Here is a 20721-nt window from a genome sequence, read left to right as displayed (position 1 = left end):
CTGTACGACGAGTTATGTCCGTCTCATTATTCAGCCAAGTATTTGATTTCAGGAGTGTTTTCGATGCATGATCAAGAAAATCCAGAGGTGATTCCCCAGCCGGAGAGCGATGCTGCTCCTGCTGCACAGGCCACGTCCCCAACCGGAGAGCCAGGCCTCGAAGAACAGCTGAGTGCGACCGAAGCCAAGCTGGCTGAAATGCACGACGCGTTCATGCGTGCCAAGGCCGACGCCGAGAACATCCGCCGCCGCGCCCAGGAAGACGTCAGTAAAGCCCACAAATTTGCCATCGAAAGTTTCGCCGAGGCCATGGTGCCGGTACGCGACAGCCTCGAGATGGCATTGAAGGTGGAAAGCCCGACGGTCGAATCGATCAAGGAAGGCGTCGAGATGACGCTCAAGCAGTTGACCGCCGCGTTCGAGAAGAACCGCCTGGTCGAAGTGCTGCCGGCGCAGGGCGACAAGCTCGATCCGAACAAGCACCAGGCCGTGGCCGTGGTGCCGGCCGACCAGGAAGCCAATACCGTGGTCAGCGTGCTGCAAAAGGGTTACATGATCGCCGACCGCCTGTTGCGCCCGGCCATCGTCACCGCAGCGCAGGCAAAATAAGAAAAACATCCTGTGCCAAGTGGCAAGAGGCCCCGGAGGGCCGGCCCCTTGAAAACACGCAGTTTTTCCCAATATTCCAATACATCCGAAACTTCAGTAATTCAAAGGAAAAAAATCATGGGCAGAATCATCGGTATCGACCTGGGCACCACCAACTCGTGCGTTGCGATCATGGAAAACGGCCAGCCAAAGGTCATTGAAAACGCGGAAGGCGCGCGTACCACGCCGTCGATCATCGCTTACCAGGAAGATGGCGAGATCCTCGTCGGTGCACCTGCGAAACGCCAGGCCGTCACCAATCCAAAAAATACCCTGTTCGCCGTCAAGCGCCTGATCGGCCGCAAGTACGACGAGAAGGAAGTCCAGAAGGACATCGGCCTGATGCCGTACGCGATCGTCAAGGCCGAGAACGGCGACGCCTGGATCGGCGTGCGCGACAAGAAGCTGGCCGCCCAGCAGGTGTCGGCTGAAATCCTGCGCAAGATGAAGAAGACCGCCGAAGACTACCTCGGCGAAGAAGTCACCGAAGCGGTCATCACCGTGCCGGCCTACTTCAACGACTCGCAGCGCCAGGCAACCAAGGATGCCGGCCGTATCGCGGGCCTGGACGTCAAGCGCATCATCAACGAGCCGACCGCGGCTGCACTGGCTTTCGGCCTGGACAAGACCGAAAAGGGCGACCGCAAGATCGCCGTGTATGACCTCGGCGGCGGCACCTTCGACGTCTCGATCATCGAGATCGCGGACGTGGACGGCGAAAAGCAGTTCGAAGTGCTGTCGACCAACGGCGACACCTTCCTCGGCGGCGAAGACTTCGACCAGCGCGTCATCGATTACATCATCGACGAATTCAAGAAGATCAACGGCCTCGACCTGTCGAAAGACGCGATCGCCCTGCAGCGCATCAAGGCGTCGGCCGAGCGCGCGAAGATCGAACTGTCGTCGTCGCAGCAGACCGAAATCAACGAGCCGTACATCGCCATGGCGAACGGCGCGCCGGTCCACCTGAACCTGAAAATGACCCGCGCCAAGCTGGAATCGCTGGTCGAGGAACTGATCGCCAAGACGATCGAGCCATGCCGTACCGCGATCAAGGATGCCGGCGTCAAGGTGTCCGATATCGACGACATCATCCTGGTCGGCGGCATGACCCGCATGCCGAAGGTGCAGGAAAAAGTCAAAGAGTTCTTCGGCAAGGATCCACGCAAGGACGTGAACCCGGACGAAGCCGTCGCCGTCGGCGCCGCGATTCAAGGTTCGGTCCTGTCGGGCGAACGCAAGGACTTGCTGCTGCTGGACGTGACGCCACTGTCGCTGGGTATCGAAACCCTGGGCGGCGTGATGACCAAGATGATCCACAAGAACACCACGATTCCGACCAAGTTCTCGCAAGTGTTCTCGACCGCCGACGACAACCAGCCGGCAGTGACCATCAAGGTGTATCAGGGCGAGCGTGAAATCGCGGCCGGCAACAAGGGCCTGGGCGAATTCAATCTCGAGGGCATCCCGCCGGCAGCACGCGGCACCCCGCAGATCGAAGTGACCTTCGACATCGACGCCAACGGCATCCTGCACGTCGGCGCGAAAGACAAGGCCACCGGCAAGGAAAACAAGATCACCATCAAGGCGAACTCGGGCCTGACCGAGGACGAAATCCAGAAGATGGTGAAGGACGCCGAGCTGAACGCCGAGGAAGACAAGAAGATCAAGGAACTGGCCGAGTCGCGCAACCAGGCCGACGCGCTGGTCCACTCGACCCGCAAGTCGCTGACCGAATACGGCGACAAGCTGGAAGCGGGCGAGAAGGAAAAGATCGAAGCGGCCATCACCGACCTCGAGGGTTCGATCAAGTCCGGCGACAAGGGCGACATCGAAGCCAAGACCGCGGCCCTGACGACCGCTGCGCAAAAGCTGGGCGAGAAGATGTACGCCGACATGCAGGCGCAGCAGGCTGGCGGTGCGGGTGCCGAAGGTGGTGCCCAGCAGGGCGGTGCGGAATCGTCGGCCCAGGCTGACGACGTCGTCGACGCCGATTTCAAAGAAGTCAAAGACGCGAAGTAATTAACATTCGCATAAAACGGCCGAGCCGATGAATCCACAAGGTTCGCGGCTCGGTTTTTTTGTTCAGACAGTTCGATTAGCAGATAACAGCAAGGTGCCAAATGGCAAAGCGTGATTTTTACGAGATCCTTGGGGTCGCGAAGGGTGCTTCGGAAGAAGAAATTAAAAAGTCTTATCGCAAGCTGGCGATGAAGTACCACCCTGACCGCAACCCGGACAACAAGGAAGCGGAAGAGAAGTTCAAGGAGGTCAAGGAAGCCTACGAGATGCTGACCAATCCGGAGAAGCGCGAGGCCTATGACCGCTACGGTCACGCCGGCGTCGATCCGAACATGGGGGGCGGCGGCTTCGGCGGCGGCGCCGGCGGTTTCGGCGATGCCTTCGGCGATATCTTCGGCGACATCTTTGGCGGCGGCCGCGGTGGGCGCGGCGGCGGCGGACCGCAGGTCTACCGCGGCGCCGACCTGCGCTACAACCTCGAGATCACGCTCGAGCAGGCAGCCAACGGCTTCGACACGACGATCCGCGTGCCGAGTTGGGACAAGTGCGACACCTGCCACGGCAGCGGCGCCAAGCCGGGCACGCAGCCGGTTACCTGCACCACCTGCGCCGGTCATGGCCAGGTCCGTATGCAGCAGGGCTTCTTCAGCATCCAGCAAACCTGCCCGAAGTGCCACGGCAGCGGCAAGATGATCCCGGAACCATGCCCATCGTGCTCGGGCGCCGGACGCATCAAGCGCAACAAGACGCTGGAAGTGAAAATCCCGGCCGGTATCGACAACGGCATGCGCATCCGCTCGACCGGCAACGGCGAACCGGGCACGAATGGCGGTCCGTCGGGCGACCTGTACGTCGAGATCCACATCAAGCCGCACGCGGTGTTCCAGCGCGAAGGCGACGACCTGCATTGCGAAATGCCGATCTCGTTCTCGAAAGCGGCCCTGGGCGGCGAGATCGAAGTACCGACGCTGACCGGTAAAGTCTCGTTCACGGTGCCGGAAGGCACGCAGACCGGCAAGACATTCCGCCTCAAGGGCAAAGGCATCAAGGGCGTGCGTTCGGGCTATGCCGGCGACTTGTTCTGCCACATGGTGGTCGAGACCCCGGTCAAACTGACCGACAAGCAGAAAGACCTGCTGCGCGAGTTCGACCGTCTGACCAACGAAGGCGGCGCCAAGCACAGCCCGCAAAGCAAGGGCTGGATGGACAAGGTCAAAGACTTCTTCGAGTAAGATGCTGTAATAAAACCGCCGGGCGGCGCCAGCCCCCGGCGGTTTTTTTTGTCCCGCGTGCGGCGGTGTGGCGTTTCTGTGTTGCGTTTACAATACGCGCAGCTCAAACCAGCAGGAGAATCAGATGGCAAAAACCCCGACCGGCCTCACGGCTGCCGACCTTTTCAAGCGCAACCGTGAATGGGCGGGCTCGATGGTCGAGCAAGACCCGGGCTATTTCAAAGACCTGGCCTCGCAGCAAGCACCCGAGTACCTGTGGATCGGCTGCTCGGACAGCCGCGTGCCGGCCAACGAACTGCTCGGCATGGCGCCGGGCGAACTGTTCGTGCACCGCAATATCGCCAACGTGGTCGTGCACTCGGACCTGAACTGCCTGTCCGTGTTGCAGTTCGCGGTCGACGTCCTGAAGGTCAAGCACATCATCATCTGCGGCCATTACGGCTGCGGCGGCGTGCATGCGGCGCTGACCAACACCCGCGTCGGCCTGGCCGACAACTGGCTCGGCCACGTGCGCGACGTGCGCGACAAGCACGGCAAATACCTGGGCAACGTGGCCGGCGTGTCGGCCACCAACCGCCTGGTCGAACTGAACGTGGCCGAGCAGGTCATCAATGTCGCCCACACGACGATCGTGCGCGACGCCTGGGAACGCGGCCAGCCGCTGACCATCCACAGCTGGGTCTACGGCGTGCACGACGGTTTATTGCGCGACCTCGGCATCACGGTCAGCAATTTCGAGGAAATCGCTCCCAAGCTCGAAGTCGTGCTCGACGGCTACCGCGACCGCGGGGAAGAGCTGTGAGCTCCGACGAGGGGCAGGGCAAGGTTGGAGACTTGTCCCGCCTGCGCGAACTGGTGCGCACCTTCGTCGACGAGCGCGACTGGGACCAGTTTCATACGCCGAAGAATCTGTCGTCGGCGCTGGCGGTCGAGGCCGCCGAGCTGCTGGAACATTTCCAGTGGCTGCAGCATGGCCGCAGCGACGAACTCGGCGACGCCAGGCTGACCGAAGTGCGCCATGAGATGGCCGACGTGTTGGTCTACCTGGTGCGCCTGGCCGACAAACTCGACGTCGACCTGATGGCGGCGGTCGAGGAAAAGATGGTCCTCAACCGCGCCAAGTATCCCGCCGATAAAGTGCGCGGCGACGCGCGCAAATATGACGAGTACAAGGATCACGAGTACAAGGATCACGAGTACAAGGATAAATAACACGCGGCGCCTGCGTGCTGATTTGTTGGCAAACAGCACTGGCTCTTGTGTATCGTAGAGGTTGTGAAAAAATCGTCAGGGCAAGGGATACGGCCCCCCGGCGCCGAGTCGAAGACAGTACGAGTGCACGACGAGACGAGGCAACGCAGCCATGGCGATTTTTTTTCACAACCTCGTAGGGTGGGCTCTCCGAGCCCACGCGTTACGCACGCTTCCACTCTGCGTTCGCCGCAACATATCGCTACGCGGCATTTGCAAACGTGCATTTGCAAACGTTAATGAGCGGTACATTGCCGTTACGGGCCGAGTGACACGCCCGTAACGCGTGGGCCCGGAGAGCCCACCCTGCGTATGCGACTGTCTCGACTCAGGCAATCAGAACGTTACGACCCGCGCCCACGCCGTCGAGCACTTGTGATCCGCATCGAAGGTACTCAATGCCTTCACACCGCCACCCGACGCCACGTCCAGCCCCAGCACCTTGTCCGGCCCCGTAAAGGCCGGCCATTCCGCCGGCACGGTGCCGCCGCTGTTCGGATTCCCGGTCTTGGCAAAATTGCTCCAGTAAAGCGTCATCGCCGTCTGCAGCGCGCGCCGTTCGTCGTTTTGCAGGTCGCCCAGGTTGTACAGGTATTGCAGGTCGTAGGAGTGTGCCGCGCCCTGCGGGAAGCTCAGGGTGTAGCGGCCGTTGGCCACGCCGACCGTCGGCAAGGCGGTCTGGTCGCGGAATTCGTACATGTAGACCGGCGAACCCTGAGAAGCGATGCGCTGCGAGGTGCGCAGGGCCGGGCACGAGAAGCCGAGGTCGGTCGCCAGGCTCGACGCCGCCAGGCTCGGCTGGGTAGCCGGATTGCTACCGTAGTTCGTCAGCGGGTAATAGGTAGAGATGACCTCGTTGACGTTGATGCCGGTCCCCGCCGTCAGGCCGGCGATGGTCGGCGCGTAGCCCGCGGCCGGCAGCGCGAAGCTGGTGTTGGCCGGATCGACGTTCGGCGGCGTCGCTGCCGCCCGGCGCGCGGCTTCGTTGATCGCGATGTACAGTGCGTATTCGTCCTGATTGGTGCCGTTCACGGTCGGCACCTTGATGTTCTCGCCGGCGGCGAAGGTCGCCTTGACCGACTGCGGCAGCACCTTGCCGTCCACCGAAGGCACCATGATCGGCAGGGCGGTGCTGATGGCGTCGGCCAGGTAGGTGCGGATTACCGCGTCCGGCAGGCTGCGCAGGCATGCCGCCGTGACCGCGCCCGCGGCGCAGTTGATGCCGCTGACGCCGGCGGTGCGGGCGGCGTTGATCGCCGTGTCGACGATGGAGCCGCTGACGGCGCCCATCTGCGCCGCGCTCAGCTGGCGGTCGTTGCCGTAGTTACCGCTCTGGATCATCGCCTTGTTGAACAGGCCCCGCGAGCCGGGCGAAGCCAGGTGCACCATCACGCTGAAGCCGCCGGCCGATTCGCCGAACAGGGTGACGTTGTTCTTGTCGCCTGCGAACTGGACGATATTGTCCTGCACCCAGCGCAAGGCCGCCTGCTGGTCCATGATGCCGTAATTGCCGGCGGCGCCGTCGGCGGCCAGGGTCGGATGCGCGAGGAAACCCATGGCGCCGAGGCGGTAGCCGACATTCACCACGATCACGCCTTTATTCACGAGCGGCGACGGGTCGGCATACACCGCGGCGCCGCCGGTATTGAAGGCGCCGCCATGCAGGTTGACCATGACCGGGAACGGCCCGAGTCCGGTCGGCGCGTGCACGTCGAGATACAGGCAGTCTTCGCTGTCGCCGGACATCCGGAACGGGCTGGCGCTGGTCTGCAGGCAGGGTGCCGCCGACTTGGTGGCGGCCAGCGTGGTGGTCCACGGTTGCGCCGGCGCCGGCGCCGTCCAGCGCCGCGCGCCGACCGGCGGAGCGGCGAAGGGAATCGCGAAATAGCTGCGCATGCCGAGGCGGTCGACGGCGCGCACTTCGCCGCCGGCGGTACGCACGACGTCCATCGCCACGCGCGAGGGCGGCGCTACGTCGTTGTCGTTGCCGCCGCAGGCGGCCAGCAGCACGGCGGCAATGCTCGAGGCGAGCAGGGTTTTCAGGGGAATGGCGATGGGAATGAGATACGGCGACGCTTGCTTTTTCACTGCTTGTCTCCTGGGATCGTTGGCTGTTCTGTGGACGCGTATGATCAATTTGATCGCGGTCAATTGATCATAACGGGTAATGGAACGGCGTGGAGCAGGAGTCAGCGGCTGGCGCCGACATATGGTTGCGAATTGCGGCGCTACCGGTGGTGAATGCCGAGTACCCCATCCGAACTGGCGATACCGAGCATCGCCATCAGCTTTTCCAGCTCACCGCATACGTGCTCGCGCGCCTGGGCGTCGTGGTCGCCCAGCGCATCCAGCGTCTTTTGAAACTGCTTCAACACCCAGAATTTGGTTGGATGTGCTTCGATTCCCGCCAGCAGCGTATCGGCCAGCTGCACCAGTTCATCCGCCAGGCATGCCGAGTTCCGGTACGCGCGCAAGCCGTCGAGCACGCGCGGCACGATGAACAGCGGCGCATCGACGCCAGCCGCCAGTGGGTCACGCTCCATGTGAACCCGGCGGCAGGAAGGAGTGCTTCATGGATGGCATGGGGGGATACTCGTTGGCCAGGTTCATCCCGCATGGTAGACCGTTTCCGGCCACTCCCCCGTCCTGCTGCGCGTCAGTTGCCGCGGTAGGTCGAGTAGCCGTATGGACTCAGCAGCAGGGGGATGTGATAGTGCTGGGTGGTATTCTCGACCTTGAACTCGACCGGAATCTGGTCGAAGAAGGTCGGCTGGCGCAGGCGCGCGTAGTGCTCGCCGGTCTTGAAGACGATGCGGTAGGCGCCGGCGGCCAATGGTTTGCCGGCCGGGTACAGGGCGCGCACCCGACCCTGGGCATCGGTGACGGCGTTGGCGAGCGCGCGCCAGTCGCGGCCATCGCGCCTCTCGAGCGTGACGGCCACGCCCGCGGTCGGCTGCCCGCTTTGCAGGTCGAGGATATGGACGCTGAGGGGATTGTCTGCTGCAGGCGCTGCCGCGGCATGCAGGCAAGCGCTCAGCAGGCTGGCGGCGAAGAAGGTACGGGCGATACTGGGCATGGTGGATTCCTTTGAAGGATAAATCAGTTGCGGGAGGCTTCGAATGGCGGCGTGGCCGTAATGGCGGCCAGCGCGCAGGCGTGGTCGTTGACGGCGCCGCCGCCGCCGGCCACGCCAATGGCGCCGACGACCTGCCCGCCGCTACGCAGCGGCACGCCGCCGCCGAGCAGCAGCAGTTCGGGCAGGGTCGCCAGGTTGCGGGTATCGGGTTCGGCGGCGGCATTGCGGGCCAGCGCGAGCGTGCTGTTGCGGGTCGACAGCGCCGTATAGGCCTTGCGCCGGCTGGCCTCGGTGTTGTGCGGGCCGACGCCATCGGCGCGCTGCACGGCCACCAGGTTGCCGCCGCGATCGACGATGGCGACCACGATGGCGCGGCCCTGCGCACGGCAAGCGCCGATCGCCGCGGCGGCAAGGCCGTTGGCGGCATCGAGCGACAGGTCGGCCGGGGGCGGCAGGGCGGCAAGTGCCGGCTGCGTCAGCAACGCGGCGCACAGCGCCAGGACAAGTTTGGTCATGGGATCCTCTGCTGAGATGAAGCACTTACTTTACCCGGCCGATGGCGACGCCAGCCTGACGCCAGGATGACAATCCTGTCATGTTCGACGCCATCCCGGCAGCTTAAAATGGCCGCCATGCACATCCTCATCATCGAAGACGAGCCGAAGACCGGCGACTACCTGCAGCGCGGCCTGCGCGAGTCGGGGTTTGGCGCCAGCCTGGCGCGCAACGGGCGCGACGGGTTGCAGATCGCCGGCGAGGAAGAAGTCGACCTGGTGGTGCTCGACGTCATGCTGCCAGGTATGAACGGTTGGGAAGTATTGGCGGCGCTGCGTGCCCATGAAGCGACGGCGCAATTGCCGGTCCTGTTTTTGACCGCACGCGACGAGGTGCAGGACCGGGTCAAGGGCCTGGAACTGGGCGCCGACGATTACCTGGTCAAGCCCTTTGCATTCGTGGAACTAGTGGCGCGCATCCGTACCTTGCTGCGGCGCGCGCCGGTGCGCGAGGACGAACTGCTGTGCATTGGCGACATGGAAATCGATGTCGTGCGGCGCAAGGTCCGGCGTCAGGGCCGGCAGGTGGTGCTCACCACGCAGGAATTCAATCTGCTGCACCTGCTGGCGCGGCGCCAGGGCCAGGTGCTGTCGCGCTCCCTGATCGCTTCCCAGGTCTGGGACATGAATTTCGACAGCGATACCAACGTCATCGACGCGGCGATCCGGCGCCTGCGGCGCAAGCTCGACGACCCGTTTATGATCAAGCTGATCCATACCAGGCGCGGCATGGGATATGTATGCGACGCGGAGCAGGGTGAATGAGGGGTTCGCTGACCCTGCGCGTCAGTCTCGCCTTCGTGCTGATCGTGGCCCTGAGCGCGGCCGGCCTCGGCCTGTACCTGTACCGCGCGTTTGTCGGCGAGATCGCGCGCCGCGACGACATCGCCCTGCTCGGCAAGCTGCGCCAGGTGCAGCAATTGCTCGGCAGCGCCGGCGCCCAGGCGCTGCTGCGGGAGCGCCCGCAATACTTTCGCGACACGATGAGCGGCCAGGAAAATTCGCTGGTGCGCATCGAGGATGCACACGGAAAGGTCCTGCTCGACATTAACGCGCCGGGCGAAACGTATCCCTTGCCGCCGGCCGCGGCCGCGCCGACCCGCAGCGCGATCCTGGCCTGGACCAGCCGTGGCGGCGCCCCGGGCCAGGTGGTGGCGGGAACGGCGCGGCTCGATGGACAGCTGCTGCGCATCACCGTGGCGCGCGTCTATGCCGACCGCACGGCCATGTTCGCGCGCTACCGCCAGCAAATCGTGCTGGCCTGTGCGCTGGCAGCCATGCTCGCGGGCGTGCTCGCCGTGTTGTTGCTGGCGCGTGGCCTGCGGCCATTACGGGCGATCGCCGCGCATGCCGCCCTGGTGCGGCCGGGCAGGCTCGACAGCCAGCTCGACAGCGCGGATGCGCCCAGCGAACTGCGCCCGCTGATCGCAGCCCTGAACGCCATGCTGGCGCGCCTGCACGACGGCTACACGCGCCTGTCGGGCTTTTCGGCCGATCTGGCCCACGAGTTCCGTACCCCGGTCAACAACCTGCTGGGCCAGACCCAGGTGGCGCTGGCGCAGCGGCGCAGCCCGGACGAGTACGAGGAATTGCTCGCTTCAAACGTGGAAGAGTTCGAACGCCTGTCGCGCATGGTCGACAGCATGCTGTTTCTTGCGCGTGCCCGCCAGGAAGACGTGGCCACGGTGCGCCAGCCATTGGCGATCGGAGAGGAGTTTGCGCGCATGCGCGCATTTTTCGAGGGCATGGCCGAGGAGCGCGGCGTGACCATCGATGACGCCGCCAGCGGAACCGTGCTGGCCGATGCCCAGTTGCTGCGGCGGGCACTGGCTAATCTGCTGTCGAACGCGATCCGCCATGCGCAGCCGGGCAGCGTGATCACGCTGGCCGCTACCGTGAGCGCAAGCGCAGCCGGCCAGGAGACCGAGCTGACGGTGACCAACAGGGGCAAGCCGATCGATGCGCGCGACCTGCCCTATCTGTTCGATCGCTTCTACCGCGCCGACGCGGCGCGCAGTGCGGGCGCCGGGTCGACCGGCCTGGGGCTGGCGATCGTCAGCGCCATCATGCACTTGCATGGCGGCCGCGCGGAGGTGCGGCCGGGTCCGGACACGAGCACCTTCGTGCTCGTGTTTCCAGTGGAGTAGAAGGATCAGGCGCGGCGGCGGCGCGCGGCGGCCAGGCCCATCAGGCCAGCGGCCAGGGTCAGCAGGGTGGCTGGTTCCGGCACTTCGGCCGGGGTGGTCGGCGGGGTCGGGTCGATCGTGGTTGGCGGCTCAGGGAAGGTCACGATCGGCGGCACCGGGTCGGTTGGCTCGGTCGGCGTCACAGGCGGCGTCACGACAGGCGGCGTCACGACAGGCGGCGTCACAACCGGTGGCGTTACAACCGGCGGCGTGACCGGCACGGTCGGCACGCGGTTGATCGACAGCAGCACGTCCTTGAGCCAGACGTCCTGCTCGGATTTGCAGACACCGTGTTTCACCAGGTTGCAGCCCAGGCTGATCGATACGTTCAACTTGCCGTCATTAAGCATCGAAGGCGGCACGTTGAAATCGTAATAATCGCCGAACCAGTTGACGTTGCTGACGGTACCCGCGATCGTGTTGTCGAGTTTGACCGTCACCGTTTCGTAGGTCTTGCCAAACAAATCGAAGATGTCCGCAAAGTACAGCGAGAGATTGGCCGTCTTGATCGTCGTGTCTGGCTTCTTGTCGACGTTCAGCGTGAACGCGTATGGATCGCTGGTCGTGATGTAGTGGCTGTTGTAGTGGCTGTTGGTATAGGTCGCGTGGGCGGCCGAGGTGACGCCGAAGGCGAGGACGGTGGCGGCAACGATTTTGTTCAGCAGGCGCATGGTGATCTCTCTATGAAGGATTTTGTTGATGAGCTATAAGCAATTGTTGTGCCACAAAAGAAATAGTTATTTCTTTCAATCACTTAGTGTTTCCGTGAGGAAGATCAAAATGCGAAATGTAAGAATTTTCGACAGAATTTTTGAGAAGCATTCGCCTTGAATAAGGGATTCGAGGCGTGGTCAGCGGATCGTGTTGGCACTGTTTTTAGGTTGACGTTATGCTTTTGTTATGAAACCGCAGATTTATTAGCAGATCGGCACACCGCATGCGCGGCATCGGCACCGTGTTTGATCTGGATTAATGGCCTCTCGCGCTCCGACCAGATTGCTCGTATGATGGTCTCAGTGCGCTCACGAACAAGGTAGACACCATGCGCCCCATCGTTATCGTTCCAGCTTGCACGCGTGATTTCGGCGAACATCCGTACCACGCGGCCCAGCACAAGTATGTCGACGCCATCGTCCTTGGCGCCGACTGCGCTCCCATGATCCTGCCTTCGCTGGGCAAGGACCTCGACCTGGAGACGATGCTGCAGCTGTGCGACGGGATCATGCTCACCGGTTCCGCCTCGAACGTGCACCCCAGCTATTACTCGGAAGAGGTGCTCGATCCATCGCTGCCGCAAGACCCGGCGCGCGACGAAACGACCCTGCCGCTGATCCGTGCGGCCGTGGGACGGGGCATCCCGATCATTGCGATCTGCCGCGGTTTCCAGGAGATGAACGTGGCCCTGGGCGGCTCGCTGCACCAGGCGGTGCAGATGGTGGAAGGGAAATTCGACCACCGCGAAAACCCCGAACTCGGCATGGACGAGCAATACGGCGATGCCCATAAGGTCCGGCTGGTCGAAGGCGGCATGCTGCACGCGATTGTTGGCGCTGACGAGATTCCCGTCAATTCGCTGCACGGGCAGGGCGTCAACGAACTGGCGCCGGGACTGGTCGTCGAAGCCACAGCCGAAGATGGCCTGGTGGAAGCGTTCTCGGTCGGCGCAGCACCCGGTTTTACGCTGGCGGTGCAATGGCATCCCGAATGGCGCATCACCCACAATCCGTATTCCATGAAGATGTTCGGCGCCTTTGGCCAGGCTTGCCGCGACTACCGCGCCAAAAAACAGGGGCGGCCATGACGATCCGGACCCGCTCAGTGGCCCGCTCGGTGGCCTACCCAGGTGCCTGCGTTCCGGCCAGCGCCGTCCCTTAGCTCTGCCTCGCTCTCTCCCCACGTGCAGGACGCGCGTTGCGTCCTTGCGACCCTGAACACACCACGAGGCAATGATGGCAATCCGCGAGAATTTTTCCTACACCGACATGGACGAGTGGCTCAATGCCAAGCGCGTCACCGAAATCGAATGCCTGGTCCCCGACCTGACCGGCGTTGCCCGCGGCAAGATCCTGCCGCGAGTAAAATTTACCGAAGAGCGCGGCATGCGCCTGCCCGAAGCCGTACTCGGCATGACCGTCACCGGCAATTCGCCGACTGACGATGAAGCCTACGACCGCGCCATTTCGGCCACCGACCGCGACATGATCCTGAAGGCCGACCCGACCACCATCACCATGGTGCCGTGGGCGGTCGATCCCACTGCGCAAGTGATCCACGACTGTTATTTTGCTGACGGCACGCTGGTCGATTTCGCGCCGCGCTCGGTGCTGCGCCGGGTACTGAAACTCTATGACGAGAAGGGCTGGAAGCCGCTGGTCGCGCCCGAACTCGAGTTTTATCTGACCGCGAAGAACATCGACCCCGACCTGCCGCTGGCCGCCCCGATCGGCCGCAGCGGCCGCGCCGAAACCAGCCGCCAGGTCTACAGCATCGACGCCGTCAACGAATTCGATCCGCTGTTCGAGGACATCTACGATTACTGCGACCTGATGAACCTCGACGTCGACACCCTGATCCACGAGATCGGCGCTGGCCAGATGGAAATCAACTTCCAGCACGGCGACCCGCTCGGCCTGGCCGATAAAGTCTTCTATTTCAAGCGCACCCTGCGCGAGGCGGCGTTAAAACACGACATGTACGCCACCTTCATGGCCAAGCCGATGGCCAACGAGCCGGGTTCGGCGATGCACGTGCACCAGAGCGTGGTCGATGCGGAAACCGGGCGCAACATCTTCAGCGACGGCGACGGCAAGGCATCACAATTGTTCCACCAGTACATCGGCGGGCTGCAGCGCTACATGCCCTCGGCCATGGCGATCGTCGCGCCCTACGTCAACTCCTACCGCCGCATCGTGCGCCATACGGCCGCGCCGATCAACCTGCAATGGGGCGTCGACAACCGCACCGTCGGCTTCCGGGTGCCGGTGTCGGGCGCGCAGGACCGCCGCATCGAAAACCGCATCATCGGCGCCGACGCCAACCCGTACCTGGCGCTGGCGGTGACGCTCGCCTGCGGCTACCTCGGCATGGTCGATGCGCTGGAGCCGACCCCGATTGTCGAAGGCAGCGCCTACAAGATGCCGGTCGAACTGCCGCAGGGGCTGCCCGAAGCGCTGACCCTGGTGCGCAACGAGACGCGCCTGCGCGAAGTGCTGGGCGACCGTTTCATCGATGTCTATTCGGCGATCAAGGAACTCGAGCACCAGGAATTCATGACCGTCATCAGTCCATGGGAGCGCGAACACTTGTTGCTGCACGTTTGATCTGAGCCGTTATCCAAAACCAGGGATTACAACCATAAACGAGGTGCCGTCATGGCAACCGACGAATCGGCGGTGCTCGCCGCCAGCATGATCTCCGCAGGTATTCCCGACGTGGAGACCTTCGACACCCGCGCCATCCAGGCGCTCGACGCGGCGCACTTCCTGCACCCGTTCACCGACCACGCGGCGCTGCGCGGCAAGGGCGCGCGCGTGATCGTGCGCGGGCAGGGCGTGTACTTGTGGGATTCCGACGGCCACCAGCTGATCGACGGCATGTCGGGCCTGTGGTGCGTGAACGTGGGCTATGGCCGCACGGCGATCTCGCAAGCCGTGTACCGGCAGATGGAAACGCTGCCCTTCTATAACAGTTTTTTCAACACCACCAACGTCCCCGCCGTGCAACTGGCGGCCGAACTGGTGGCGCTGGCGCCGCCGCAGTTCAGCCACGTGTTCTTTACCGGCTCCGGCTCGGAAGCGAACGACACGGTCGTGCGCATGGTGCGGCGCTACTGGGACATCCTCGGCCAGCCCGAACGGCAAGTCATCATCAGCCGCCACAACGCCTACCACGGCAGCACGCTGGCGGGCGCCTCGCTGGGCGGCATGGCCGGCATGCACGCCCAGGGCGGCTTGCCGATTCCCGGCATCCGCCACATCGGCCAGCCGAACTACGCCGAACACGGGCAAGGCCTGGATGAAAACGCTTTCGGTTTGGTGGCGGCCGGCTGGCTCGAAGACGAGATTCTTGCCCTCGGGCCGGACAAGGTCGCCGCCTTTATCGGCGAGCCGGTGCAGGGCGCGGGCGGCGTCATCATCCCGCCGCCGACCTACTGGCCGGAAGTGCAGCGCATCTGCGACAAGTACGGCGTGCTCCTGGTGGCCGACGAAGTCATCTGCGGTTTCGGGCGGCTCGGCGCCTGGTTCGGTTCCGAGCCGATGGGCATGCGTCCCGACCTGATCAGCTTTGCCAAGGGCGTCACCTCGGGCTACGTGCCGCTCGGCGGCGTCCTCGTGGGTAAACGCGTGGCGCACGCGCTGGTCGAGCAGGGCGGCGATTTCAACCACGGGTTTACTTATTCCGGCCACCCGGTCGCCTGCGCCGCGGCGCTGGAGAACCTGCGCATCCTGCGCGCCGAACGCCTGATCGAAAAGGTGGCGCTGGAAACCGGCCCGCACCTCAAGGCGGCCTTTCAGCAGTTGGCGACACACCCGCTGGTCGGCCACGCCGAAAGCTGCGGCATGGTGGCGGGCCTGAACCTGGTGCGTATAAAAGGGGCGACGGTGCACGAGTGCGTGCCTTTCGAGCGCACGCTGCAGGTCGGCATGCTGTGCCGCGGGCACATGTTCGACAACGGCATCATCATGCGCGCTGTGGGAGACCGGATGATCGTGGCGCCGCCGCTGGTGATGACGAAGGCGGAAATCGACGAAATGGCGGCGCGGATCTGGCTGTGCCTGGATTTGACGCTGGCTGACGTACGCGCACGCGGCTGGATGTAACACGTTGTCCTGGAGCCGGAAGGACGTAGGGTGGGCGCCCCGTGCCCACGCGAAACGTCGATCATTGTTGGCTGCGGGATAGGCTAACACTGCTCATCATTCCGCGTGGGCACGGGGCGCCCACCCTACCTGTTAAACGCCCGCTGCGATCGTCTTCGACGGCTCGGTGCGATTTTTTAAAAACTGTGGCGCCAGCGAACCGATGAACATGCCGGCAAACGCCGCGATCAAGCCCGCCAGCTGCCCCGGGAACTGCTCGCCGAGCGACGAAATCTGCGGGAAGAACAGAATCCACACGAACATCCCCGCGCCGATCGACAGGATCGCGCCCTGGGTCGTGGCGCGCTTCCAGTACAGCCCCATCACCAGCGGCACGAAGGCGGCCACCAGCGTCACCTGGTAGGCCGACGACACCAGTTCATAGATCGACGTGCCTTCCATCGCGATTGCATACGCCAGCACCAGGGCGGCGAAGACGACGATGGTGACGCGCATGGCGAACAGTTGCTGCTTGTCGCTCATGCCCGGGCGCAGGTTTTTCAGGATGTTTTCCGTAAAACTGGTCGACGGCGCCAGCAGGGTGGCCGACGACGTGCTCTTGATGGCCGAGAGCAGGGCGCCGAAGAACAGGATCTGCATGATCAGCGGCATCTTGGTCATCACGAAAGTCGGCAGCAGGCGCTGGTAGTCGTTCTTGGCCAGATCCATCGCGCTGTCGCCCATCACCACCACGGCGGCGGCGACGATGAACATCGGCACGAAGCCGAACAGGATGTAGCTGGCGCCGCCGATCACGGCGCCGGTGCGCGCGGTCGGGGCATCCTTGGCCGACATCACGCGCTGGAACACGTCCTGCTGCGGAATGCTGCCGAACATCATCGTGATGGCGGCGGCGAAGAAGAACACGATGTCGGTGAAGGTCGGTTCCGGCCACAGGCGCCACAGGTCGGCGCTCTGCGCCATGTCGAGCACGCGCCCGGCGCCACCGGCCAGGTCGGCGGCAAAGAAGGCGATGATCGACATGCCGATCACCAGCACGATCATCTGGATGAAGTCGGTCAGGGCCACGGCCAGGAAGCCGCCGACCACCACATAGATCAGCACCGCCAGGGTGCCGATCACCATGCCCATGGCCGGCGCCATGGCGCCGTTCGTCAGCACCGAGAACACCAGGCCGAGCGCCGTGATCTGGGCCGCCACCCAGCCCAGGTAGCTGAGGATGATGGCGACCGAGCAGAACACCTCGATGCCCTTGCCGTAGCGCTGGCGGTAATAGTCGCCGATGGTCAGCAGGTTGAGTTTATAGAGTTTGGTGGCGAAGAACAGGCCGACCAGGATCAGGCAGGTACCGGCGCCGAACGGGTCTTCGATGACGGCGTTCAGGCCGCCCTGCACGAAGCGGGCCGGCACGCCCATCACGGTCTCGGCGCCGAACCAGGTGGCAAACGTGGTGGTGATCACCATGATCAGCGGCAGGCTGCGCCCGGCCACGGCGAAGTCGCTGGTATTCTTGATGCGCGTACCCGCCCATACTCCCAGCGCCAGCGTGCCCAGCAAATAGATCACGACGCAGGTAATCAATGTGTAGTTCATGGTGGCAGCAGCTCCGGGGAGTAAAAATTATCGGGCGGAAAATCGGCGATTATAGCGGCAGAACTTCGCCGACGGATGAGGTTCTCACTGTTTTTCCTGGGGATTCTATTCACTTTGGAAGGAACACTGGTATGCCAACAACACCATGGCACGAACGCGCCGCCCAACTCCGGATCGACGGCCGCGCTTTCATCGAGGGCGCGCGCGTCGTCGCCCGCGCGGGAACGCATTTCGATTGCATTTCTCCGGTCGATGGCCGCCTGCTGGGGCAGGTGGCGCGCTGCGCCGGCCCTGACGTCGACGCGGCGGTGGCCAGCGCCCGCGCCGCCTTCGACGACCGCCGCTGGGCCGGCAAGGCGCCCGCCGAACGCAAGAAAATCCTGGTCCGCTTCGCCGACCTGATGCTGGCCCACCGCGACGAGCTGGCGCTGCTGGAAACCCTCGACATGGGCAAACCGATCCGCTACAGCCGCAGCGTCGACGTGGCGCTGGCGCAGAACTGCATCCGCTGGTACGGCGAAGCGACTGACAAGCTCTACGACCAGGTCGCGCCGACCGCGGACAACGCCCTGGCCCTGGTCACGCGCGAACCGGTCGGCGTGGTGGCGGCCATCATCCCCTGGAATTATCCGATGCTGATGGCGGCCTGGAAGATCGGCCCGGCGCTGGCCGCCGGCAACAGCCTGGTGCTGAAACCGTCGGAAAAGGCGCCCTTGACTGCGCTGCGCCTGGCCGAACTGGCCCTGGAGGCAGGCGTGCCGCCCGGCGTCTTCAATGTCGTGCCCGGTTTCGGCGACGAGGCCGGACGCGCGCTCGGACTGCACATGGACGTCGACTGCATCGCGTTTACCGGTTCCACGCGCACCGGCAGGCAGATCGTGCAGATGGCCGGCCAGTCGAATTTAAAACGCGCCTGGACCGAGCTCGGCGGCAAGTCGGCGAACATCGTCTGCGCCGATTGCCCAGACCTCGACGCGGCCGTATCCGCCGCCATCGGCGCCATCTATTTCAACCAGGGAGAAAGTTGTAATGCACCCTCGCGCCTGTTCGTCGAAGCATCGATCAAGGACGCCTTCCTCGACAAAGCCTTGTCGATGATGCCGGACTTCGCGCCGGGCGACCCGCTCGATGACGCCACGGTGATGGGCGCGATCGTCGATCCGATCCAGATGCAGACCGTGCTCGGCTATATCGAGTCGGGCAAGGCAGAAGGCGCGCGCCTGCTGGCCGGCGGCAGGGCGGCGCGGGCAGAGAGTGGCGGCCTGTACATCGAGCCGACGCTGTTCGACGACGTCGAGCCATCGATGCGCATCGCACGCGAGGAAATCTTCGGGCCGGTGTTATCCGTGCTGTCGTTCACCGATTTGGGCGAAGCGGTACGCCAGGCGAATGCCACGCACTACGGCCTGGCGGCAGGAATATGGACCGCCGATATCAACAAGGCGATCCGCACGTCGCGCGCCCTGCGGGCCGGCACCGTGCACGTGAACCAGTACGACAACGACGACATCACGGTGCCCTTCGGCGGCTATAAACAGTCGGGCAACGGACGCGACAAGTCGCTGCATGCCTTCGACAAGTACACGGAACTGAAAACGACCTGGATTGGGGTGGGGTAGGACGCTCTGCCTGGCGACGATCAGGGGACCCGCATGGGTCATTAGACCTGTAAGGTGGGCGGCTATACCTGAGAAGCATACCTGCCGGCTGCCTGGATGCCGCCCACGCGTTCAACCATACTCTGCACCGTCGCGATGAATCATCGGCCGGTTGAACGCGTGGGCGGCACACATGCCATTGGTTTGCAAACTGAAGAGGTGGAGCCGCCCACCTTACGGGTCTGTTCCAATAGCCGCTTACGCACGTGCTGGTGTGAGGCGGTGGCGCAATTTCCGTAGGGTAGACGGGCTTTCCCGTCCACCCTACGGTTCAGCTGTAGTGTTCCAGTACTGTATACCCACCCCCATTGCTGGGTTTTGACTCCACCAGCGCATAGCCACCGACCTGCCAGACCAGCGGCTCTGACTCGGGCGGCACGACGGCCCCGTTCGCACGCCGCGCCAGCGTCACGTGCGGGCGGTACTTGCGTGCTTCGGGTTGCAGGCCAAGGGCGACCAGGGCGGACGACAAGTTGGCGTGCAATTCCAGCAGTTCAGGCGGTTCCTCGTGCGGCTCGAGCACGGCAATCCCGTGCGGCCACAGTTTCGGTACCCCGAGCGACAGGGCGAAGGGAGTAAACGGCACCGCGAAGCCGCGGCGCAGGTCGGGCAGGCGTTCGCTCGGCACCTCGCCGAGGAAGTGCAGCGTCACGTGCAGTTTCTCGGCATGCACCGGGCTGGCGCCGCGCGGCCAGTCCCAGGCATCGCGCCGTTCGCGCAGCTGGTGGCGCATTGCCGGATCGGGCCACAGCGCCAGGAACAGCCGGGTGCTCATTGCAGCAGCCATATCGCGCCGTCCAGTCTTTAAAAGCAGTGTTCCGGCGCCGGGAAGCTGCCATCCTTGACGCCGCCAACGTAGGCGCGCACGGCCGCTTCGATGCTGGTCTGGCCTTCCATGAAGTTCTTCACGAAGCGCGCCTTGTGCCCTGGGAAGACGCCCAGCATGTCGTGCATCACCAGCACCTGGCCGGAACAGTCGGGGCCGGCGCCGATGCCGATGGTTGACACCTGCAGCAGTTCGGTCGTTTCCTTGCCCAGCGCCGCCGGCACCGCTTCCAGCAGCACGATTGCCGCGCCCGCCGCCTGCAGGGCCAGCGCATCGTTCTTCAGGCGTTCGGCGCCTTCATTGGTTTTACCCTGCACCTTGAAGCCGCCCAGCTGGTGCACGAATTGCGGGGTCAGGCCGATGTGGGCGCAGACGGGAATGCCGCGCTCGGAGAGGAAGGAAACGGTCTCGGCCAGCCAGGCGCCGCCTTCGATCTTGACCATCTGGGCGCCGGCGCGCATCAGCGCGGCCGAGCTCTCGAAGGCCGCTTCCTTGGTGGCATAGCTGCCGAAGGGAAGGTCGGCCACCAGCAGCGCGTTCTTGTTGCCGCGCGCGACCGAGGCGGTGTGATAGACCATGTCGGCCAGCGTCACCGGCAGCGTCGAGGAGTGACCGGCGCAGACCATGCCGAGCGAGTCGCCCACCAGCAGCATGTCGACGCCGGCGCGGTCCATCAGGGACGCGAAGCTGGCGTCGTAGCAGGTCAGCATGGCGATCTTGGTGCCGGCCGCGCGCATTGCCTGCAGCGTCGGGATCGTGACGGCCTTGGGCGTGGTTTTAACCGGTGCCGGCGCGTCGCCGCCCGTCATTTCCTTGCCCTGCAAATAAGCGCTCATGGTGATCCTTTTGAAAACA

At 64.0% G+C, this 20721-nt stretch carries 19 protein-coding genes; 11 read left to right on the top strand and 8 right to left on the bottom strand.

The annotated features are described in order from the left end of the window. Window positions 1-63 precede the first annotated feature (63 nt). The 5 genes from grpE to AC56LG_RS08710 all read left to right on the top strand — a co-directional run bounded on the left by grpE (window position 64) and on the right by AC56LG_RS08710 (window position 5114). On the top strand, window positions 64-609 hold the full coding sequence (gene grpE / locus AC56LG_RS08730; RefSeq protein WP_497165699.1) for a nucleotide exchange factor GrpE: 546 nt from the start codon (window positions 64-66) through the stop codon (window positions 607-609). A 117-nt stretch (window positions 610-726) separates the two neighbouring features. Next, window positions 727-2670, top strand: coding sequence for a molecular chaperone DnaK (dnaK, locus tag AC56LG_RS08725; protein ID WP_497165698.1), 1944 nt, complete (start codon window positions 727-729; stop codon window positions 2668-2670). Window positions 2671-2771: 101 nt separating this feature from the next. Then, a complete protein-coding gene (dnaJ, locus tag AC56LG_RS08720; RefSeq protein ID WP_497165697.1) occupies window positions 2772-3902 on the top strand; it encodes a molecular chaperone DnaJ in 1131 nt (376 codons plus the stop codon). A gap of 124 nt (window positions 3903-4026) precedes the next feature. Beyond that, window positions 4027-4704, top strand: coding sequence for a carbonate dehydratase (can, locus tag AC56LG_RS08715; RefSeq protein ID WP_497165696.1), 678 nt, complete (start codon window positions 4027-4029; stop codon window positions 4702-4704). Beyond that, window positions 4701-5114: a nucleotide pyrophosphohydrolase gene (locus tag AC56LG_RS08710; RefSeq protein ID WP_497165695.1), complete on the top strand. Its 414-nt coding sequence runs from the start codon at window positions 4701-4703 to the stop codon at window positions 5112-5114. Before can ends, AC56LG_RS08710 begins: the two co-directional genes overlap by 4 nt. A 375-nt stretch (window positions 5115-5489) precedes the next feature. Here the strand turns inward: AC56LG_RS08710 and AC56LG_RS08705 are convergent, their stop codons facing one another. From AC56LG_RS08705 to AC56LG_RS08690, 4 genes are all read right to left on the bottom strand, one after another. After that, window positions 5490-7241: a carboxylesterase/lipase family protein gene (locus AC56LG_RS08705; protein ID WP_497165694.1), complete on the bottom strand. Its 1752-nt coding sequence runs from the start codon at window positions 7239-7241 to the stop codon at window positions 5490-5492. 140 nt (window positions 7242-7381) lie between these two features. After that, window positions 7382-7696, bottom strand: a complete 315-nt coding sequence (locus AC56LG_RS08700; protein ID WP_497165693.1) for a DUF4844 domain-containing protein — start codon at window positions 7694-7696, stop codon at window positions 7382-7384. A 113-nt stretch (window positions 7697-7809) separates the two neighbouring features. Next, window positions 7810-8229, bottom strand: coding sequence for a hydroxyisourate hydrolase (gene uraH, locus AC56LG_RS08695; protein WP_497165692.1), 420 nt, complete (start codon window positions 8227-8229; stop codon window positions 7810-7812). A gap of 23 nt (window positions 8230-8252) precedes the next feature. Continuing rightward, window positions 8253-8744: a GlcG/HbpS family heme-binding protein gene (locus AC56LG_RS08690; RefSeq protein WP_497165691.1), complete on the bottom strand. Its 492-nt coding sequence runs from the start codon at window positions 8742-8744 to the stop codon at window positions 8253-8255. Window positions 8745-8861: 117 nt separating this feature from the next. Between AC56LG_RS08690 and AC56LG_RS08685 the strand changes: the two genes are divergently transcribed. After that, entirely contained in the window at window positions 8862-9548 is a 687-nt protein-coding gene (locus AC56LG_RS08685; protein ID WP_497165690.1) for a heavy metal response regulator transcription factor, read from the top strand. Continuing rightward, window positions 9545-10930 (top strand): heavy metal sensor histidine kinase, encoded by a 1386-nt coding sequence (locus AC56LG_RS08680; RefSeq protein WP_497165689.1) that lies wholly within the window; start codon window positions 9545-9547, stop codon window positions 10928-10930. Before AC56LG_RS08685 ends, AC56LG_RS08680 begins: the two co-directional genes overlap by 4 nt. 5 nt (window positions 10931-10935) lie before the next feature. On the opposite strand, the gene AC56LG_RS08675 is transcribed toward AC56LG_RS08680, so the two are convergent. Continuing rightward, a complete protein-coding gene (locus tag AC56LG_RS08675; protein WP_497165688.1) occupies window positions 10936-11640 on the bottom strand; it encodes a PEP-CTERM sorting domain-containing protein in 705 nt (234 codons plus the stop codon). 371 nt (window positions 11641-12011) lie between these two features. Here AC56LG_RS08675 and AC56LG_RS08670 point away from each other — a divergent pair, with 371 nt between their 5' ends. The 3 genes from AC56LG_RS08670 to AC56LG_RS08660 all read left to right on the top strand — a co-directional run bounded on the left by AC56LG_RS08670 (window position 12012) and on the right by AC56LG_RS08660 (window position 15789). Next, a complete protein-coding gene (locus AC56LG_RS08670) occupies window positions 12012-12770 on the top strand; it encodes a gamma-glutamyl-gamma-aminobutyrate hydrolase family protein (RefSeq protein WP_497165687.1) in 759 nt (252 codons plus the stop codon). Window positions 12771-12918: 148 nt separating this feature from the next. Beyond that, the gene (locus AC56LG_RS08665) at window positions 12919-14289 is read left to right on the top strand and encodes a glutamine synthetase family protein (RefSeq protein ID WP_497165839.1); all 1371 of its coding nucleotides are present in this window, start codon (window positions 12919-12921) and stop codon (window positions 14287-14289) included. 87 nt (window positions 14290-14376) lie between these two features. Continuing rightward, window positions 14377-15789 (top strand): aspartate aminotransferase family protein, encoded by a 1413-nt coding sequence (locus tag AC56LG_RS08660; RefSeq protein ID WP_497165838.1) that lies wholly within the window; start codon window positions 14377-14379, stop codon window positions 15787-15789. A gap of 132 nt (window positions 15790-15921) precedes the next feature. On the opposite strand, the gene AC56LG_RS08655 is transcribed toward AC56LG_RS08660, so the two are convergent. Then, a complete protein-coding gene (locus AC56LG_RS08655; protein ID WP_497165686.1) occupies window positions 15922-17382 on the bottom strand; it encodes a high affinity choline transporter 1 in 1461 nt (486 codons plus the stop codon). Window positions 17383-17513: 131 nt separating this feature from the next. Here AC56LG_RS08655 and AC56LG_RS08650 point away from each other — a divergent pair, with 131 nt between their 5' ends. Then, window positions 17514-19001, top strand: a complete 1488-nt coding sequence (locus AC56LG_RS08650) for an aldehyde dehydrogenase (protein WP_497165685.1) — start codon at window positions 17514-17516, stop codon at window positions 18999-19001. Between the two features lie 310 nt (window positions 19002-19311). Here the strand turns inward: AC56LG_RS08650 and thpR are convergent, their stop codons facing one another. Further along, a complete protein-coding gene (thpR, locus tag AC56LG_RS08645) occupies window positions 19312-19815 on the bottom strand; it encodes an RNA 2',3'-cyclic phosphodiesterase (protein WP_497165684.1) in 504 nt (167 codons plus the stop codon). A 29-nt stretch (window positions 19816-19844) separates the two neighbouring features. Then, a complete protein-coding gene (panB, locus tag AC56LG_RS08640) occupies window positions 19845-20702 on the bottom strand; it encodes a 3-methyl-2-oxobutanoate hydroxymethyltransferase (protein ID WP_497165683.1) in 858 nt (285 codons plus the stop codon). Window positions 20703-20721 lie beyond the last annotated feature (19 nt).

Source organism: Telluria sp. ZB2R32, from assembly GCF_059685715.1.
This window is presented reverse-complemented; position numbering and strand designations above follow the sequence as displayed.

Coding starts and splice junctions, on each gene's coding strand:
- AC56LG_RS08660 (WP_497165838.1), top strand. CDS start 14,377: ATGATCTCCGCAGGTATTCCCGACGTGGAGACCTTCGACACCCGCGCC.
- dnaJ (WP_497165697.1), top strand. CDS start 2,772: ATGGCAAAGCGTGATTTTTACGAGATCCTTGGGGTCGCGAAGGGTGCT.
- AC56LG_RS08685 (WP_497165690.1), top strand. CDS start 8,862: ATGCACATCCTCATCATCGAAGACGAGCCGAAGACCGGCGACTACCTG.
- AC56LG_RS08690 (WP_497165691.1), bottom strand. CDS start 8,744: ATGACCAAACTTGTCCTGGCGCTGTGCGCCGCGTTGCTGACGCAGCCG.
- dnaK (WP_497165698.1), top strand. CDS start 727: ATGGGCAGAATCATCGGTATCGACCTGGGCACCACCAACTCGTGCGTT.
- AC56LG_RS08650 (WP_497165685.1), top strand. CDS start 17,514: ATGCCAACAACACCATGGCACGAACGCGCCGCCCAACTCCGGATCGAC.
- AC56LG_RS08670 (WP_497165687.1), top strand. CDS start 12,012: ATGCGCCCCATCGTTATCGTTCCAGCTTGCACGCGTGATTTCGGCGAA.
- grpE (WP_497165699.1), top strand. CDS start 64: ATGCATGATCAAGAAAATCCAGAGGTGATTCCCCAGCCGGAGAGCGAT.
- panB (WP_497165683.1), bottom strand. CDS start 20,702: ATGAGCGCTTATTTGCAGGGCAAGGAAATGACGGGCGGCGACGCGCCG.
- uraH (WP_497165692.1), bottom strand. CDS start 8,229: ATGCCCAGTATCGCCCGTACCTTCTTCGCCGCCAGCCTGCTGAGCGCT.
- AC56LG_RS08655 (WP_497165686.1), bottom strand. CDS start 17,382: ATGAACTACACATTGATTACCTGCGTCGTGATCTATTTGCTGGGCACG.
- can (WP_497165696.1), top strand. CDS start 4,027: ATGGCAAAAACCCCGACCGGCCTCACGGCTGCCGACCTTTTCAAGCGC.
- AC56LG_RS08675 (WP_497165688.1), bottom strand. CDS start 11,640: ATGCGCCTGCTGAACAAAATCGTTGCCGCCACCGTCCTCGCCTTCGGC.
- AC56LG_RS08665 (WP_497165839.1), top strand. CDS start 12,919: ATGGCAATCCGCGAGAATTTTTCCTACACCGACATGGACGAGTGGCTC.
- AC56LG_RS08700 (WP_497165693.1), bottom strand. CDS start 7,696: ATGGAGCGTGACCCACTGGCGGCTGGCGTCGATGCGCCGCTGTTCATC.
- AC56LG_RS08680 (WP_497165689.1), top strand. CDS start 9,545: ATGAGGGGTTCGCTGACCCTGCGCGTCAGTCTCGCCTTCGTGCTGATC.
- thpR (WP_497165684.1), bottom strand. CDS start 19,815: ATGAGCACCCGGCTGTTCCTGGCGCTGTGGCCCGATCCGGCAATGCGC.